15 protein-coding genes are annotated in these 16,338 nt (G+C 69.4%); 7 read left to right on the top strand and 8 right to left on the bottom strand.

The annotated features are described in order from the left end of the window. Positions 1-2 precede the first annotated feature (2 nt). Genes H7347_RS04945 through H7347_RS04930 form a run of 4 tightly spaced genes read right to left on the bottom strand, consistent with a single transcriptional unit; the run spans position 3 to position 3,657 of the window. A complete protein-coding gene (locus H7347_RS04945) occupies positions 3-1,241 on the bottom strand; it encodes a DUF418 domain-containing protein (RefSeq protein ID WP_152821882.1) in 1,239 nt (412 codons plus the stop codon). An 8-nt stretch (positions 1,242-1,249) separates the two neighbouring features. Next, positions 1,250-1,849, bottom strand: a complete 600-nt coding sequence (locus tag H7347_RS04940) for a nucleoside triphosphate pyrophosphatase (protein WP_152821880.1) — start codon at positions 1,847-1,849, stop codon at positions 1,250-1,252. Positions 1,850-1,872: 23 nt separating this feature from the next. Continuing rightward, positions 1,873-2,082, bottom strand: a complete 210-nt coding sequence (locus H7347_RS04935; RefSeq protein WP_152821878.1) for a hypothetical protein — start codon at positions 2,080-2,082, stop codon at positions 1,873-1,875. Positions 2,083-2,094: 12 nt separating this feature from the next. Continuing rightward, positions 2,095-3,657 carry an acyl-CoA carboxylase subunit beta gene (locus H7347_RS04930; protein WP_152821876.1) on the bottom strand — a complete coding sequence of 521 codons (1,563 nt, stop codon included), beginning with the start codon at positions 3,655-3,657 and terminating at the stop codon, positions 2,095-2,097. Positions 3,658-3,753: 96 nt separating this feature from the next. Between H7347_RS04930 and H7347_RS04925 the strand changes: the two genes are divergently transcribed. Next, on the top strand, positions 3,754-4,515 hold the full coding sequence (locus H7347_RS04925) for a biotin--[acetyl-CoA-carboxylase] ligase (protein ID WP_152821874.1): 762 nt from the start codon (positions 3,754-3,756) through the stop codon (positions 4,513-4,515). A gap of 7 nt (positions 4,516-4,522) precedes the next feature. Beyond that, positions 4,523-4,981: a hypothetical protein gene (locus tag H7347_RS04920; protein ID WP_152821872.1), complete on the top strand. Its 459-nt coding sequence runs from the start codon at positions 4,523-4,525 to the stop codon at positions 4,979-4,981. Between the two features lie 12 nt (positions 4,982-4,993). Here H7347_RS04920 and H7347_RS04915 read toward each other — a convergent pair whose 3' ends face one another. Beyond that, positions 4,994-6,961 (bottom strand): ABC transporter ATP-binding protein, encoded by a 1,968-nt coding sequence (locus H7347_RS04915; RefSeq protein WP_370513919.1) that lies wholly within the window; start codon positions 6,959-6,961, stop codon positions 4,994-4,996. Then, positions 6,958-8,700 (bottom strand): ABC transporter ATP-binding protein, encoded by a 1,743-nt coding sequence (locus tag H7347_RS04910; protein WP_186337263.1) that lies wholly within the window; start codon positions 8,698-8,700, stop codon positions 6,958-6,960. The genes H7347_RS04915 and H7347_RS04910 overlap by 4 nt, the downstream gene beginning before the upstream one ends. Positions 8,701-8,772: 72 nt before the next feature. Here H7347_RS04910 and H7347_RS04905 point away from each other — a divergent pair, with 72 nt between their 5' ends. Then, positions 8,773-9,999 carry a 5-(carboxyamino)imidazole ribonucleotide synthase gene (locus H7347_RS04905; protein ID WP_186337309.1) on the top strand — a complete coding sequence of 409 codons (1,227 nt, stop codon included), beginning with the start codon at positions 8,773-8,775 and terminating at the stop codon, positions 9,997-9,999. Positions 10,000-10,031: 32 nt separating this feature from the next. Further along, the gene (gene purE, locus H7347_RS04900; protein ID WP_152821869.1) at positions 10,032-10,532 is read left to right on the top strand and encodes a 5-(carboxyamino)imidazole ribonucleotide mutase; all 501 of its coding nucleotides are present in this window, start codon (positions 10,032-10,034) and stop codon (positions 10,530-10,532) included. Between the two features lie 69 nt (positions 10,533-10,601). Here the strand turns inward: purE and H7347_RS04895 are convergent, their stop codons facing one another. Both H7347_RS04895 and H7347_RS04890 read right to left on the bottom strand, forming a co-directional pair. Beyond that, the gene (locus H7347_RS04895; RefSeq protein WP_152821867.1) at positions 10,602-11,279 is read right to left on the bottom strand and encodes a TIGR03089 family protein; all 678 of its coding nucleotides are present in this window, start codon (positions 11,277-11,279) and stop codon (positions 10,602-10,604) included. 22 nt (positions 11,280-11,301) lie between these two features. Further along, complete coding sequence (locus H7347_RS04890; RefSeq protein WP_370513918.1) at positions 11,302-12,948, bottom strand: LCP family protein; 1,647 nt, start codon at positions 12,946-12,948, stop codon at positions 11,302-11,304. A 130-nt stretch (positions 12,949-13,078) separates the two neighbouring features. On the opposite strand from H7347_RS04890, the gene rfbD reads away from it, so the two are divergent. From rfbD to H7347_RS04875, 3 genes are all read left to right on the top strand, one after another. After that, positions 13,079-13,954: a dTDP-4-dehydrorhamnose reductase gene (gene rfbD, locus H7347_RS04885; protein WP_186337262.1), complete on the top strand. Its 876-nt coding sequence runs from the start codon at positions 13,079-13,081 to the stop codon at positions 13,952-13,954. Next, on the top strand, positions 13,951-14,895 hold the full coding sequence (locus tag H7347_RS04880; RefSeq protein ID WP_152821863.1) for a glycosyltransferase family 2 protein: 945 nt from the start codon (positions 13,951-13,953) through the stop codon (positions 14,893-14,895). The genes rfbD and H7347_RS04880 overlap by 4 nt, the downstream gene beginning before the upstream one ends. A 168-nt stretch (positions 14,896-15,063) precedes the next feature. Beyond that, complete coding sequence (locus H7347_RS04875) at positions 15,064-16,143, top strand: sugar phosphate nucleotidyltransferase (protein WP_152821861.1); 1,080 nt, start codon at positions 15,064-15,066, stop codon at positions 16,141-16,143. The last annotated feature ends 195 nt before the right edge of the window (positions 16,144-16,338 follow it).

Below are 16,338 nucleotides of genomic sequence, written 5' to 3'. Positions count from 1 at the left end.
CTCTAACGCCGCGCGCCGGAGGCCGACGTCCCGGAGACCGTCCGCAGCCGCGCCGACAGGCGAGAGAGCGGCGCGAGCGCCCAGTACATGAGCTGCTCGATGGGGCCGCGCCGCCAGAGGCGGAACCAGATCATGGCGAAGACGATGGGGCCCAGGAGATTGATCAGGGCGAAGCCGGGCTCGGCGATATTGTGCCCGTTGGCGTTGAGATACCCGATGGCCAGGATATGGCCGACGTAGGCGGTCAGCGGCATCTTACCGAGGTCGCGCAGCGGATAAACGAGGTCGTTAAAGAGCGGGGTGCGGCAGGCGATCAGGCATAGACCGATGACGAACAACGAGATTCCCGTGGAGGACAGGATCTCCGCGATGGAACCGGAGTGCGGGACGTAAAGAAAAAGCCAGGTGTACCAATCGGTGGGGGTCACGCCATAGGCGTTATGCAGAAGGAAGTCCGTGGCCACCGCCCCGTCCGGGTGGAAGGCGCTGTATCTTTCCTGAAAATCGCTCAGGTGCAGATACAACCAGGAGCCGCCGTATCCCAGCAGGAACAGCGGTGCACCGATGACCGCCAGCCAGCGGGCCGCCTGATCCGTGGTAAAGAGGAACTTGCCGGCGGCTACCCCGGCGAGGAAAACGGGAGTCCACGTCATGAGCGGAAAAAGCCCGGTGGCGAAGAGATATTGCCAAAACTCCGACCACTGGCCGTTAGCGATCAGCGCCAGGGTAGGGGTGGCCCCATAGGCGGGCGGATCGGGCAGCACTCGGCGCAGCTCGAAGGAAAACAAGGGCAAAAACAGCGCCGCTGCGGCCGCCGCGATCGTGGTGATCATCAGGTTCAGGCGAAAGACCAGCGGCGCGACCAGGATATAAAGGAAGCCGTAGGTAACCAGGATGACGATGGGTCCCACCGAATCCAGGGAGATGGCCAGGCCGATGCCCACCAGGATGACACCGCGCCCCACCAGCTGCAGCACCGAGGTGAGGGTATCGCGCGACTTAGTGAGCAGGACCACGGAAATCCCGGCGAGCACGGCAAAGAGGATGGAGGAGCGGCCCTCGAAGGCGTTGTACAGGAGGTTATCGCCCCACAGGTGCCCCCAGGTGTGCATGTAGAACATGCCGATGATGGCTAGGGCGCGGGCCAGGTCGATGCCGTCGAGGCGGCGCGAGGCGGGGCGGCTGAGCCGGGTGCGATAGGTGAAACGGCGACGGGTCATGAGCGCGTGAGCGGGAGACATAGGTGGTTTTAGGATTTCCAGAAGTCGGAGACAGTCAAGCCGAAAGAATAAAGGGCGCGGCGCACGAAGGGAAGCGACAACCCGACGACGGAGGAGGGATCGCCCTCGACGCGGTCGATGAACCACCCGCCCAGGGCCTCCAGGGTGAAGGCCCCCGCACACCCCCAGGGCTCCCCGGTGGCGGCGTAGGCGGCGATATCCTCCTGCGCCGCCTGGGCAAAGGAAACGGTGGTGCGGGTGGTCTCCGCGAGGGACTGCCCCTCGGGGCCGATCACGCAGTGACCGGTGAGCAGCTCCGCCGTGCGTCCGGCCTGGGCGCGCCAGCGCCGCACCGTCTCCGCCTCGGTGTGCGGCTTGCCCTGCAGCTGTCCGTCGAGCAGCAGCATGGAATCGCAGCCGATCACCACGTCGCCCGGGTACGCCGCGGCGACGGTCTGCGCCTTGGCTTGGGCCAGGGCGCAGACGACCTCGGCGGGGGCGGAATCCTCTGGTAGGCGGGCGCGCAGCGCCTCCTCGTCCACGTGCGCGGGATGGAGCACCGGATCCACGCCCGCCGAGCGCAGGATGGCGCGGCGGGAGGGCGATTGCGAGGCCAAGATGAGGCGCATGGTTTGCTCCTTGCCGGGTGAGGTCAGCGGTAGGGGACGGCGCGGAAAGCGCGGGGATTAAAGGGGCGAGGGGAAAAGTAATCGTCCGGGCGGCCCCAGCGGTCGGGGTCGACCGTGGTCTTGAGATGTTCCTTGCGGGCCAGCTCGCCCAGGGCCCGGCGCAGGGCCTCGATTTCTGTCGCATCGGGTGCCCCGGAGAGCACCCGCAGGCGGGGGGTAAAAGCGTCGGTCATGCCAGTTCCTCCCTAGAGTGCGATGTTGCCGTGCTTCTTCGCCGGCGGATAGGTGACCTTGCGATCGAGCAGGCGCAGGCCCTCGACCAGGTGGCCGCGCGTGCGTTCCGGCGGGATGACCGCATCGACCATGCCGCGCTCGGCGGCCTGATAAGGCGAGAGGTGGCGTTCGTCGTACTCGGCGAGGTACCTGGCTTTGAGGGCCTCGACGTCTTTGCCCTTGCGGTGCGCCTTGGCCAGCTCCGCGGCGTGAATCTCGGGCACGGCGGCCTCGGAGTGCATCGCCGCAAGCTGGGCGGTGGGCCACGCGAACACCAGATCCGCGCCGAGGTCCTTGGCCCCCATGACCACGCTGGCGGCGCCGATGGCGTGCCGGGTGATCACGGTGATGGTTCCCACGGAGGCCTCCGCGTAGGCGTAGACCAGCTTGGCCACGCTGCGCACCACCCCGCCGAGCTCCTCGTCCGCGCCGGGAAGGAAGCCCGGTGCGTCCACGAAGGAGACGACGGGGACGTTAAAGGCGTCGCAGGTGCGGATGAAGCGCGCGGCCTTGCTCGCAGCACGGGAATCCAGCCGGCCGGAGTCTCGGGCGGGTTGGTTGGCCACGATCCCCACCGCGCGACCCTCGATGCGCGCGAAGCCGGTGAGGACGTTGGTGGCGTACCGCCCCTGGATCTCCAGGAACTGGTGGTTGTCCACGACCCGGGAGACGATCTCGCGCATGTCGTAGGGGGCGTGCGGGTCATCCGGGATCAGGGCGTTGAGCTCGGTGTCCGAGGCGGAGAGGTTTTCTTCGATGGAACCGGTGATCCGGGATTCCACCGGCCGGGGGGCCTCGGCGCGGTTATTCGAGGGGAGGTAGCCGAGCAGTCCGCGCAGGGCGTCGATGGCCTGGGCATCATCGGCCGCGGTCAGGTGCGCGACGCCGGAGTGCTCCGCGTGCTCGCGGGCCCCCAGGGATTCCTCGCCGGGGTCCTCGCCGAGCCGCAGCTGGGCCTGGCTCTCCACCATGATAAGGAGGTCCGCGGCGCCCGCGAGCAGGGCGTGCGGGCCGGTGACCCGCCCGGTGAGAACCGCGACGTGCGGTATCACCCCGGAGGCCTGGGTGGCGGCGGCCAGGATGCGGGCGTAGAAGGAGAGCGCCGCGGTCCCCTCGGCGGCGCGCGCCCCGGCGCCCTCCAGGAAGGCGATCACCGGCACGCCGGTCTTGGCGGCGAGCTGGTGAATCTTGAGGATCTTCTCGCCGTAGACCTCGCCCAGGCGACCGTCGAAGATGGTGGCGTCCTGGGCATAGACGCAGACCTTGCGCCCGGCCACGGTGCCGTACCCGGCCACCACCCCGTCGGTGGCCGGGCGGTTGGCGTCCAGCCCGTACTCGGAGACGCGGTGGCGGGCCAGGGCATCGACCTCGACGAACGTGTCGGCGTCGAGGAGCGCACCGATGCGCTCGCGGGCGGTGAGCCGTCCGGCCGCGTGAACCTCGGCGATGGCGCGCTCGCCCGCGGGGGCCTGCGCCTCGGCGAGGCGGGCGGTGAGGTCTGCCAGCTTTCCGGCGGTGGTGGAAAGATCAGTCATAGTTGCTCATTCTAACGGTGCGCCCGGAGCGGGAGCGCATGGCTGGCCCCGCCGAGGTCGAAAGAGGCGCTGCGCCCGGTGGGTATGGTGGTGGGCATGGATGAAGCAGCGCTCCGGCGGCACCTAGGCGGGCGAGCGGGAAGCTACTCCCGGCTGCGAGTGGTGGCGCAGACGGGTTCGACCAACGCGGATCTCCTGGAGCAGGGGGACGCCCCCGACCGCGCCGTGCTCATCGCCCGCCACCAAACCGCCGGTCGCGGGCGCCTGCACCGGCACTGGGTGGGGGTGCCGGATAAGCAACTGGCGATCTCCGTGTTGTACCGGCCGGGGATCAAGCTCGTGGATCGCCTTGGCCTGCTGCCCCTGGCGGTGGGGCTGGCGGTGGTCGATACCGTACCGCGCGCGGCGTTGAAGTGGCCCAACGACGTCCTCCTCGGCGGGCGCAAGGTGTGCGGAATCCTCGTGGAGGCCGCCGACCTGGACGCCGCGCCCCGCGTGGTGGTGGGCTGCGGGATCAACCTCGCCCTGGACCGCGACGAGCTGCCCGTGGACCACGCCACCTCCCTGGTCCTGGAGGGCCTCGCGCACGAGCCGGCGGAGATCGCGGCCGGGTTCCTGAACGCCCTGGAGGACCGGGTTCAGCAGTGGTATTGCGCGAGTCCCGCCCTGCTGCGCGACTACCGGGCGCGCTGCGCCACCCTGGGCGCGGAGGTGCGCGTGGAGCGCTGGGCGGACAGCATCGAGGGAACGGCGGTGGACGTCTCCGCCACGGGGGCCCTGATCGTGGAGACCGATCGGGGCCGCCAGGAGTTCTCCGCCGGGGACGTGACGCACCTGCGGCGCGCCGTCGAGGGGTAGCGGGAACATGGCTGCCTTTCGCCTTGGCCCCGGGGAACGGATGGTGGTGGACGTCTGCGCCCCGCTGAGCACGCTGATTTTTCCCGCCCTCGAGGCCATCGTGCTCACCGGCGTGGCCTGGATCGGCGTCGGCTACCTGGACCGCCCCGAGGTGGCGGTGAACCTGGATCTGCGCAACGCCCTGGTGGGGGCGTGGGCGCTGGCCCTGGCGTGGCGGCTGCTGCTGCCGCTGCGCCGGGCGCGACGGCAACGGTTCATGGTGACCACCCAGCGCATCGTGGTGCGCGGGCCGGGGTGGCGCGCGCGCACCGAGGAGATTGCGCTGCACCGGGTGCGCGGGGCGCGCAAGCGGGGTCGCGGCCGGGTGGCCCTGGGCCTTGCCGGCTACGACCGCCCCGTGGTGTTTGCCCGCCTGCCGCGACCGAAGAAGGTGGCCCAGGCGATCACCGATCTGGTGCGGTGGTAGCCCGCCGGGGGATTAGTCCTCCCGGTGAAACTGCGCGGCGTGCAGCCGGGCGTACACCCCGTCGCGAGCGAGGAGTTCCTCGTGGGATCCCTGCTCCGCGATGGCGCCGTCCACCATCACTACGATCACGTCCGCGTCGCGGATCGTGGAGAGGCGATGGGCGATGACGAAGGAGGTGCGTTCGGCGCGCAGGGCGCTCATCGCCTTTTGCACCAGCACCTCCGTGCGGGTATCCACCGAGGAGGTGGCCTCGTCGAGAATGAGCAGCGCGGGGCAGGCGAGGAAGGCTCGCGCGATGGTGATCAGCTGGCGCTCCCCGGCCGACAACGCCCCGCCGTCGCCGTCGATGCGGGTGGCGTAGCCCTCGGGCAGGGTGCGCACAAAACGATCCACGTAGGTGGCCTTGGCCGCGGCGATGACCTCCTCGTCGGTGGCGTCGAGCCGACCATAGCGAATGTTATCCGCGATGGTGCCCTCGAAGAGCACGGCGTCCTGGAGCACCATCCCCACCTGGGAGCGCAGCTCCCGGCGAGACAGGTCGCGGATGTCCGTGCCATCTAGGGTGATGCGTCCGGCGTCGATCTCGTAGAAGCGCATGATGAGGTTGACCAGGGTGGTCTTGCCCGCCCCGGTGGGGCCCACGATGGCGGCGGTCTGCCCCGGGGTCACGCGCAGATCAAGCCCGGTGATCAGCGGAGTGTCCGGGCGGTACCCGAAGGCGACGTCCTCGAACTCCACCAGGCCCCGGGCGCGACCCGGGGCCTGGGCGGTGGCGCGGTCGGGGCTTTGCTCGGTGGCATCGAGCAGCTCGAAGACGCGCTCGGCGGAGGCCACGCCGGATTGCAGCATCTGCATCATGCCGCCGAGTTCCCCGAGCGGTTGGTTGAACTGGCGAGAGTACTGGATGAAGGCGGTGGCCTCGCCCAGGCTCATGGCCCCGGAGGCCACCCGCAGCCCGCCGAGCACGGCGATGCCCACGTAGGACAGGTAGGAGATGAACTGCATGACCGGCATCATCATGCCGGAGAGAAACTGCGCCGTGGCGCTGGCACGGAAGAGTTCCTGGTTGCGTTCCTCGAACTCGGCCACGGCGGCGTCCGTGCGGCCAAAGACGTGCAGCACCTCGTGTCCGGAGAAGGCCTCCTCCACGTGTCCGTTGAGCAGGCCGGTGGCGCGCCACTGGGTGGCGAATTGTCTCTGGGAGCGCGACCCGATGACGGCGAGCACGACCCCGGTCAGCGGCAGGGAGAGCAGGGCCACCAGGGCGAGCTGCCAGGACACCCAGAACATCATCGCGGTGATGCCGATCACCATGAGTAGGGCGTTGAGCGCCTGGGCCAGGGCCTGCTGCAGGGCCTGCTGGATGTTATCGACGTCGTTCGTGGTGCGCGAGAGCACGTCGCCGCGCTTGCTGGTGTCGAAGTAGGAGAGCGGGAGGCGGTGAATCTTAGCCTCCACATCGCGGCGTAGCTCGTAAACCGCGCGCATGACCAGGCGGTTGAGGATGAATCCCTGCAACCACATGAGCGCCGAGGCGACCAGGTAGAGGACGAGGATGGCGGCGATGAGCCAGCCCAGGCGGGACAGGTCGATGCCCACCCCGGGGGTGGCGTCCGTGCGGTCGAGCATGTCCGCGAGGGTGTCGCTGCCCTCGGCGCGCAACCCGGAGACGATCTGTTCCTTGGGCACCCCGGCGGGTAGGCGGGCGCCGAGGGCCCCGGAGAAGATCACGTCCATGGCGTAGCCGGTGACGCGAGGGGCGTACACGTTGAGCGCCACCGAGAGGCTCACCAGGCCCGCGACCAGGGCGAGAGACCCCCGGTAGGGGGAGAGCAGGCCGAGCAGGCGGGCGGCCCCGGTGCGGAAGTTCTTGGCCTGGCGCGGCGCGGGGCCGGACCAGTCGCCCGTGCCGACCTTGCCTTGAAGATCCAGGATCTCCTGTTCGGATAGGTCGGCGGCGTCGTTGTGGTTCTGGGTCACGATGGGCGCACCTCCTCGGTGGCATCGGCGGGGTCGGCGTCCTGGGAGCGGACGATCTCGCGGTAGGTCTCGGAGGATTCCAGCAGTTCAGCGTGGGTGCCGCGGGCAACGATCTCCCCGGCCTCGAGCACGAGGATGTGGTCGGCGTGCCGGATGGAGCTGACCCGCTGAGCCACCATGATCGTCGTGGCCCGGGCCAGCGCGGGGGCCAGGGCGGCGCGCAGTCGTGCGTCCGTGGTCGTGTCCAGCGCGGAGAAGGAGTCGTCGAAGAGATAGACGGCGGGGGCGGCCACGAGCATGCGGGCGATGCAGAGGCGCTGGCGCTGCCCGCCGGAAATGTTGGTGCCGCCCTGGGAGAGGCGCATATCCAGGTCGTGCACGAAATCCGCCTGCGCGGTGCGCAGCGCCGCCCACATCTCCTCCTCGCTGGCCCGGGGGTTGCCCATGGCGAGGTTGGAGCGCACGGTACCGGAGAACAGGTAAGGCCGCTGCGGCACCGTGCTCACGCGCGCCGCGATGTCCGCGTGGGACATCGCGGTGACGTCCGTGCCGTCGAGGAGCACCCGGCCCCGGGTGGCGGTGTGGAGGCGCGGGATGAGACTGAGCAGCGTGGTCTTGCCCGAGCCGGTGGCCCCGATGATGGCGGTGACCTGGCCGGGGCGGGCGCTCAGGGAGATGTCTCGCAGCACCGGGGCCTCCGCGCCGGGGTAGGAAAAGCTCACGTGGTCGAACTCCACCACGCCGCCGCGGCCGTCGGGGCGTTGCGGTTGCGTCGGCTCTGGGATCGAGGAGGAGTGGTCCAGCACTTCCGCGATGCGGCCCGCGCAGACGAGGGCGCGCGGCAGCATCATGGCCATGAAGGCGCCCATCATCACGGCGGTGAGGATCTGCATGAGGTATTGCAGGAAGGCCGTCAGCGAGCCGACCTCGACCACCCCGGCGTCCACGCGCCGCCCGCCGAACCACATCACCGCCCCCGTAGCCAGGTTGAGAATGAGCATGATGACGGGGAAGAGCAGCACGAAGAGGTTGCCGATCCGCACCGAGAGGGAGGTGAGCTCGGCATTGGTGCGATCGAAGCGCGCGGCCTCATGGTCCTCCCTGGTAAAGGCGCGTACCACCCGGATGCCGGTGATCTGCTCGCGCAGCACCGCGTTGAGGGCGTCGATCGTGCGCTGCTGGCCGGTAAACAGCGGCATGAGCCGGGCGATGATGAGCGCCACGGCGGCGAGGAGCACGAGCACGCTGACCACCACGAGCCAGGACAGGCCGGGATCCTCGCGCAGGGCCATGACGACGCCGCCGATCATCATGATGGGGGCCGGGGCCATGAAGTTCAGCATCATCATGTACGTCATCTGCACCTGCTGGACGTCGTTGGTGCCGCGGCTAATCAGGGTGGCCGCGCCGAAGCGACCGACGTCTTGCGCGGAGAAGTCCGCCACCCGGCGAAAGACGTCGGCGCGAAGGCCGCGCCCCATGCCCATGGAGGTGCGCGCGCCGAACCATACGGCGATGCATGCGGTGATGACCTGGACGAACGCCACGCCGAGCATGATCGCCCCGAGGCGCCAGATCAGGTCCACGTCCCCGCGCGCAACCCCCTCGTCGATGATGCGGGCATTGAGCGAGGGCAGGTAGAGCGTGGCGATGGTGGAGGCGGTCTGTAGGACGAGGATGGCGGCGAGGGCACCGGCGTGGGGGCGGGCCCGCGAGCCGAGGAGGCGCAAAAAATTCACCCGATAAGGCTAGCAGCGCGGGGTCGTGCTTTCCTCGGGGTGAGATAAGGAGCATGACTATAGTTGAGCAGCGTGAAGGACGCAGCAAAAAACCCCCAAGGAAATCCCGACGCTCACGCACCGGGGCAGCCCGTGGTGGCCGTGATCGGTGACGGCCAATTGGCCCGAATGATGCACACCGCCGCCATCGAGCTGGGGCAATCCGTGCGCCTGTTGGCCGGTTCCCCGAAAGCCTCGGCCGCGCAGGTGGTCGCCGACGTTGTGGTGGGCGATTACCGGGATCGTGAGGACCTGCGTGCCGCCGCCCGGGGGGCCAGCGCGGTGACCTTCGATCACGAGCACGTGCCCAGCGAGCACCTGCGCGCGTTGATCGAGGAGGGGATCAGCGTGCAGCCGCGCCCGGAGGCCCTCCTGTACGCCCAGGACAAGCTGGCCCAGCGCCGCCGTTTGCGGGAACTGGGTTTTCCGGTGCCGCGCTTTAGCGAAGTTGCCTCCGTGGCGCAGGCGTTGGACTTTCACGAGGAGGTGGAGGGCCGGGTGTGCCTCAAGGCCTGCCGCGGCGGTTACGACGGTCACGGGGTGTGGTTCCCCGAGGGACGCGAGGAGCTGGCGGCGCTGGTCGAGGACCTTCTGGCCACGGGGGTGGCCCTCATGGCGGAGGAAAAGGTGAACTTTCGCTGCGAGCTGTCCGCGATGGTGGCGCGCACCCCCTCCGGTGAGGTGGCAACCTGGCCGGTGGTGGAGTCCCAGCAGAAGGACGGCATTTGCCACCGGGCGATTGCCCCCGCTCCGACCATGAGCGCGCAGGACGATCGCGCGCTGCGCACCCTGGCGGAGGATATTGCCGCCCGCCTCGGGGTGACCGGGGTGCTGGCGGTGGAGCTCTTTGACACGGGGGGCAGCTACTGGGTCAACGAGCTGGCCATGCGTCCCCACAACACCGGGCACTGGACCCAGGACGGCTCCGCTACCAGCCAGTTCGAGCAGCACCTGCGCGCCGTGCTGGACCTTCCCCTGGGGGATACCGCGCCCACCGCCCCGGTGACCGTGATGGTCAATACCCTCGGCGGCCCCGAGGACCCCGCCGAGCCGCTGCCCGAGCGCATGGCGCAGGTGTGGCGCCGGTTCCCCGCGGCCAAGATTCACCTCTACGGCAAGGAGCACCGCCCGGGGCGCAAGCTCGGCCACGTCAATCTCTGCGGCCGGGACGTCGCCACCACCGTCCGGGAGGCGGACCTGGCCGCCTATTACCTGGTGCACGGGCGCTGGGCCGACGGCTGGGTTCCCGCCGCGCACTAACCTCTCCGCTGACCCAGAAAGGACGCACTCGCATGACCCCCCTCGTTGGCCTCATCATGGGCTCCGACTCCGACTGGGACACCGTGGCCCCCGCCGCGGAGGTCCTCGCCGAGTTCGGTGTGCCCTTCGAAGTGGGCGTGGTCTCCGCCCACCGCACCCCGGAGCGCATGCTCTCTTATGCCAAGAACGCCCACCGCCAGGGTCTCAAGGCGATCATCGCCTGCGCCGGGGGGGCGGCGCACCTGCCGGGCATGGTGGCGGCCGCCACCCCGCTGCCGGTGATCGGGGTGCCGCGCGCCCTCAAGGACCTCGACGGCATGGACTCCCTGCTCTCCATCGTCCAGATGCCCGCCGGGGTGCCCGTGGCCACCGTGTCCATCGGCGGGGCGAAGAACGCCGGGCTGCTGGCCGTGCGGATCCTGTCCGCCGGGGATGACGCCCTGCGCGAGAAGATGGTGGCCTATCAGGAGGCCCTGGCCGCCGAGGTGGAGCGCAAGGACGCGGCGCTCCAACGGCGCCTGCTGGGCGATTAGGCCCGGCTCCCGACAGCGTGCCGGTACCAGTGCTGGGTGCGCGTCCGCGCGCGGGAGAGCGCCGCTGTCCTACTCGCGGCGTGACGGCCGAGAGGAGCGCCGCATCGTGGCCTTTTCCGCCTCCGCGATGGCGGCCAGGCGCTCCTCGGTGACCATGCCGGTGGCCACCACCGCGGAGCCGCCCACGGCGAGGGGTTCGAGCACGGTGCGGCGGAAGCCATCGCGGTCGGTCCAGTCGGTGGACAGCACTCGGGCCTCGGCGGGGAGATCCGCCTTCTCGGCCAGGTCCGCCAGGCGCGGGGTGGGGGCGGGGAAACGATCGCCGTAAAAGCGCACGGTGGGGCCGAAGTCGATGGCCCCGGCGGGCAGGGTGCCGCCGGTCTCCGCGACGCCGCGGCCGAAGGGATCGTCGGTGACCACCACGAGATCCCCGGCGGGCTGATCCGGCACGTGTGCGGCCGCGCAGAAGTTCGCCTCGGCCCCGGCGGCCTCGCCAAAGACATACTCCACCCCGGCGGCCAGCGCGCCCAGGGCGATCACGCAGGACTGCCAGCCGCAGGGCACGGAGATGGCGATGCGGGAACCTGGGCCGAGGTCTAATTCCTCGTAGAGCATGTTGCCCACCTTGGCCGCCCAGTTGTCGAGGGTCTGGGCGGAGAAGTCGAGACGGGAGGCGGTGTGCTCGTCGTAGACGGTGAATCGGGGCCGGGCCGGATCCGCCGTCAGCAGGTGGGCGAGGAGTTCCATGCCCACCGATGGTAGGCGAACTTTAGTTCACGCAGCGCGGCCCGTCACCGCCGGCGTCGATCTCGGGGGCGACCTTGGCGGTGCCGAAGTCCGCCCCGGGCTGCCCCACGGTGGTTTCCTCGCTGAGGGCGCTGGGGACGGCAGCCTCGGCGCTCTGCGTCGCGGAGTCGTCGCGGGGGCCGGCGTAGTCCTCGGCGGTGACCACGATCAGGGTTCCGGGATCGAGGGCATTATTGACCGTGATGGGCAGATCGCCCAGCGCGGCGGAGAGCTCCTGGGCGGCAGGGTCCTCCGAGTGCGGGGCCACGATCTGGCTGGTGGAATAGGCGCCGGGTAGCGCGTTCGTGGTCTCGGCCACGGTGTATCCCGCCGCGGTGAGATGGGCGCTGACGGCACCGGCCAGCCCCACGATGGAGCCGGCGTTCAGCACGGTCACGGTGGCGGGATGCCTGGGCGCGGCGACCTGCTCCGAGTCCTCCTCGGGGGGCGGATTCTCGCCGGCATCGTCGTGATCCTTGGGTTTTTTGTCCTCCTCGAGCAGAGTGTGCATGAAGGCGTGCACCTGCGGCGGATCCACGGTCACGATGGATTCGCCGTAGTCGCCCACCCCGTCGATGGAGGTCACCGGAATGGTGTTGAACACCACGTTGCCTCCGGCGAGGTTAGAGAGTTGGGTGGCAAAGCTCATGATGTCCATGCTGTCATCGAGGACCACGGAGCGTTCCACGGCCTGGCTCATGTCCCCCAGCCGCGCGGGACTGGTCAGGGTTCCGGCGGAGAGTACCTTATTGACCATCGAGGCCATGAACGCCTGCTGGCGCACCACCCGGTCGAGGTCGCCGCGGGGCAGGCCGTGGCGCTGACGCACGAAGGAGAGCGCCTGATGCCCGTTGAGGGTCTGGCGCCCGGCGTGGAAGTTGGCGCCAGAGAACTCGTCGCTGACCGCCTCGTTGAGGCATACCTCTACGCCCCCCACGGCGTCGGTGAGTAAGACGAAGCCCAGGAGCCCGACCTCGGCGTAGTGATCCACCTCGATGCCGGTGAGGTCGGAGACGGCAGAGATCAGCCCGGCGCGTCCGGCCTGCGTGGACTGCTTTTCGATGAGCTCCTCATCAGTCATCCCCTTGGCGCGCAGCTGATCCTCCTTGGTGGTCTTGTAGCTGCTGAATACGCCGTTGATCTTGAGGTTGCCGTAGGATTTGTCGCGGATGTAGGTATCACGGGGGATGGACACGGCGGTGGCGGAGGTGCCGTCGTTGGGCACCCGGATGAGCATGATGGTGTCGGTGTTGTAGGCGCCGTCTTCGACCCCGGCGCGCAGGGCGTCGAGTTCTTCTCGGCTCAGTGGCTTGCCCTGGGCGTCGGTGCGCGAGTCCGAGCCCACCAGGAGGATGTCGGTGGCGCCGTCGGGCGCGGACCCCTGGCCGGAATTGCCCCCCAGTTGCAGGTTGCCGGCGGAGGCGAGCTGGGAACCCAGGCGACCCACGGCGAAGTAGCCCAGGGCGGAAATCAACAGCACGAGGCAGGAGAGCGCCGCCAGGGTGGTTTTGACGGGCCGCGACCCCGCCTGGGCCAGGTTGCGGCGGGCGCGCGGTGGGGCCTGGATGCTGCGCGAGGGGCGCGGTGTGGGCGCGCTCGTGGGCGGTGGGGGCCAAGAATGATGGTTCACTGCTTCATGCTCCAAGGGGCTGGGTGGGGCCGGTGCGCGGACACCGGTCGCCGGGTGCGAGCCAGGGCGGCACCGGCGGGTATAGAATCCGGGGCACATCCGAAAACCTACTCCCAAGGAGTCTATCGCCGTGAAGGTGGTTGTCACAGGAGCCGCGGGGCAGTTAGGGCGCTGTCTTCGCCTCACCGCGCCCCCGGGTGTGCAGGTGGCCTGGTGCGATAGGAGTGCCCTCGACGTCACGGATGCCTCTCAGGTGGCGCGTTCCCCGGTGCTGGGTGGGGTCGATGTGGTGATCAACACGGCGGCTTTCACCGCCGTGGATGCCGCCGAGGAACGGCCCCAGGCCGCCGCCGAGCTCAACGTCCGCGCCCCCGAGTACCTGGCCCTTCGCTGCGCCCGGGAGGGGGTGCACCTGCTGCATATTTCCACGGATTACGTCTTTGGCGCGGCTCCGACGGGGCGGGGCACGCCGCGCCCGCTCACCCCGGCGGATCGCCCCCGGCCCGCCAGCGTCTATGGTCGCACCAAGGCGGCGGGGGAGGCGGCGCTGGCCGGGGTGGCCGCGCGCAATCCGGGCTGGTGTGGCTACACGGTGGCGCGCACGTCCTGGCTTTTTAGCGGGCACGTGCTGACCGGTCACCGGGACTTCGTGAGCACCATGGTGCGCCTGGCGGAGGAAGGGATCAACCCGCGGGTGGTTAGCGATCAGACGGGCAGCCCTACCTTTGCCCTGGATCTGGCGGGCGCCCTGTGGGCGGTGGCGGGGGAACAACCGGCCGGCCTGATTCATCTGGCGGGGTCCGGGCGGGCCACCTGGTATGAGTTGGCGCGAGCCACCTTTGCGGCGGCGGGCCACGATCCAGCCCGGGTGCGCCCGGTTTCCTCGGCCGAGTATCCCACCGCCGCCCGCCGCCCGGCGTGGTCGGTCCTAGCCTCGAATCGGGAACTGCCCGAGTGGCGCGATGGGCTGGCGCGCGCGCTCGACGCTACACTTTCTGCACCATGAGCCCTACACAGCCAGCCGGTGCCTCGCCCGTTCCGGGCCGTTTCGTGGACGGGGAGGATCGGTGCCTTCCGCTCGCGGTGGTGACCGTGACCTTTTCCCCGGGGGGGCACCTGCAGGCGCTTTTGGACTCGCTGGAGCTGGCCACGCGCCGCCTCACGTACGTGGTCATGGCCGATAACGGGTCGACCGATGGTGCGCCCCAGGCCGCCGCGGGTCCGAGGGTGGAATTGCTCGATACGGGGGGCAACCTCGGTTATGGCCGCGCGGTTAATGCCGCCGTGCGCCACCTGGCCCCGCGGCGGCGGAGCGGCGAGATCGACGGGGAGTTTTTCCTCGTGGTCAATCCCGATGTCACCTTTGCCCCCGGTGCCATCGACGAGCTGGTGGCCTGCGCCCGGCGTTGGGAGGACGCGGGGGCGGTGGGGCCCCTGATCCGGCAGGCCGATGGCAGCGCGTATCCCTCGGCGCGCGCCGTGCCCCGCCTGGGCATCGGCATCGGCCACGCCCTGCTGGGGAGAATCTGGCGGAATAATCCCTGGAGCCGGGCCTATAAGGCGGGCGAGGAGATGGGGCGCGAGCGCGCGGCGGGATGGTTGTCCGGGTCCTGCCTGCTGCTGCGATGGGCGGATTTCGAGGCCATCGGGGGCTTCGACGAGCGCTACTTTATGTATATGGAGGACGTGGATCTGGGCGATCGCCTGGGACGGGCGGGCAGGCGCAACGTGCTGTGTCCCTCGGCGGTGATCGAGCACGATCAGGGCCATGTGGCCCGCAATTATTCCGCGGTGACGGTGCCGGCGCATCACGCCAGCGCGTACCGCTTCCTAGCGGATCGGCTGCCGGGGTGGCACCGGGCCCCGGTGCGTGCGGCCCTGTGGGTGGGGTTGCGGGCGCGCGCCGCGGTGTTGCGCGTGCGCGCTGGGCTCGGCAGCGGGCGCTAGGATCGCGCTGGGATCGGCTGCCGGGTGGAGAGTTTTGCTCGACGCTTTCGGCGTGTCCCACTATGTGAGAGGGGGGTGAGTCGTGCGAAGATGATTCCCGTCGCGCCGCCCCGCGGGTAGCGCGCGAAGCCGTAGTAGCCACTTTTTAAGGAATCCTAAAGTAGCGCCATGCCGAATCCCAAGCAGACCGACGCCGTGATCCTCGTGGGGGGCAAGGGCACTCGACTGCGTCCGCTGACCGCGAATACCCCCAAGCCCATGCTGCCCACGGCCGGTTTTCCCTTTCTGGAGCATCTGCTGGCCCGAATCCGGACCACGGGGATGGAGCACGTGGTGCTGGGGACCTCCTATCGCGCGGAGGTGTTTGCACAATATTTTGGCGATGGCTCGGACTTTGGCCTGGATATCGAGTATGTGACGGAGGAACAGGCCCTAGGCACCGGGGGCGGCATCCGCAACGTCTACGGGCGGTTGCGTCACGATACCGCGATGGTGTTTAACGGCGACGTGCTCAGCGGCATGGATCTGGCCGCGCTGCTGCGCGCGCACGAGGAGAAGGAGGCGGATCTGACCCTGCACCTGGTGCGGGTGGCGGATCCCAGCGCCTTTGGCTGCGTGCCCACGGACGAGCAGGGGCGGGTGCAGGCCTTCCTGGAAAAGACGGAGGATCCGCCCACCAATCAGATCAACGCGGGCTGCTACGTGTTCCGCCGCGAGCTGATCGAGCAGATCCCGGAGGGGCGGGTGGTATCCGTGGAACGAGAGACGTTCCCGGGGCTGCTGGCCGAGGGCAGGAGGGTATTCGGCCACGTGGATGGCGCCTACTGGCGGGACATGGGCCGTCCGGATGACTTCGTGCGGGGTTCCTCGGATCTGGTGCGCGGGATCGCCCCCTCGCCGTTGCTCGCCGGGCGCACGGGGGAGAGCCTGGTGGATCCCTCGGCCGGCGTGCGCGATGGTGTGATCCTGGTCGGCGGCACGGCGGTGGGCCGCGGCAGCGAGATCGGCGCGGGCTCGCGTATCGACGACTCGGTGATCTTCGACGGCGTGACGGTGGAGCCGGGCGCGGTGATCGAGGACTCCATCATTGCTTCCGGGGCGCGGGTGGGAGCCAACGCCCGGATCAAGGGATGTGTGGTGGGGGAGGGAGCGCAGATCGGGGCGCGCTGCGAGCTTCTCGATGGCATGCGGGTGTGGCCCGGCGTGGCGATCCCGGACGGCGGCATCCGGTTTTCCACGGACGCCTAGGCGCGTCGGACGCGCGCCCGGGTTCCGATCCGGGGTAGTGGGGCGAAAAGATGCCGCCACTATATATAGCACCCCTGACCACCACCCCCGGTCTGTAAGTTCTGTGGCCAATGTGGTCAATGGTACTGTTGACGTGCTCGTATCCGCCGGCGGGGGCGAAAAGACGGCATATGGCTTGACGCTATCTAGTGACGT

The organism is Corynebacterium sp. zg-331 (genome assembly GCF_014267345.1).
Classification (GTDB): Bacteria; Actinomycetota; Actinomycetes; order Mycobacteriales; family Mycobacteriaceae; genus Corynebacterium.
The sequence above is the reverse complement of the archived record's forward strand: the minus strand, read 5'-3'. Positions and strand labels throughout refer to the sequence as shown.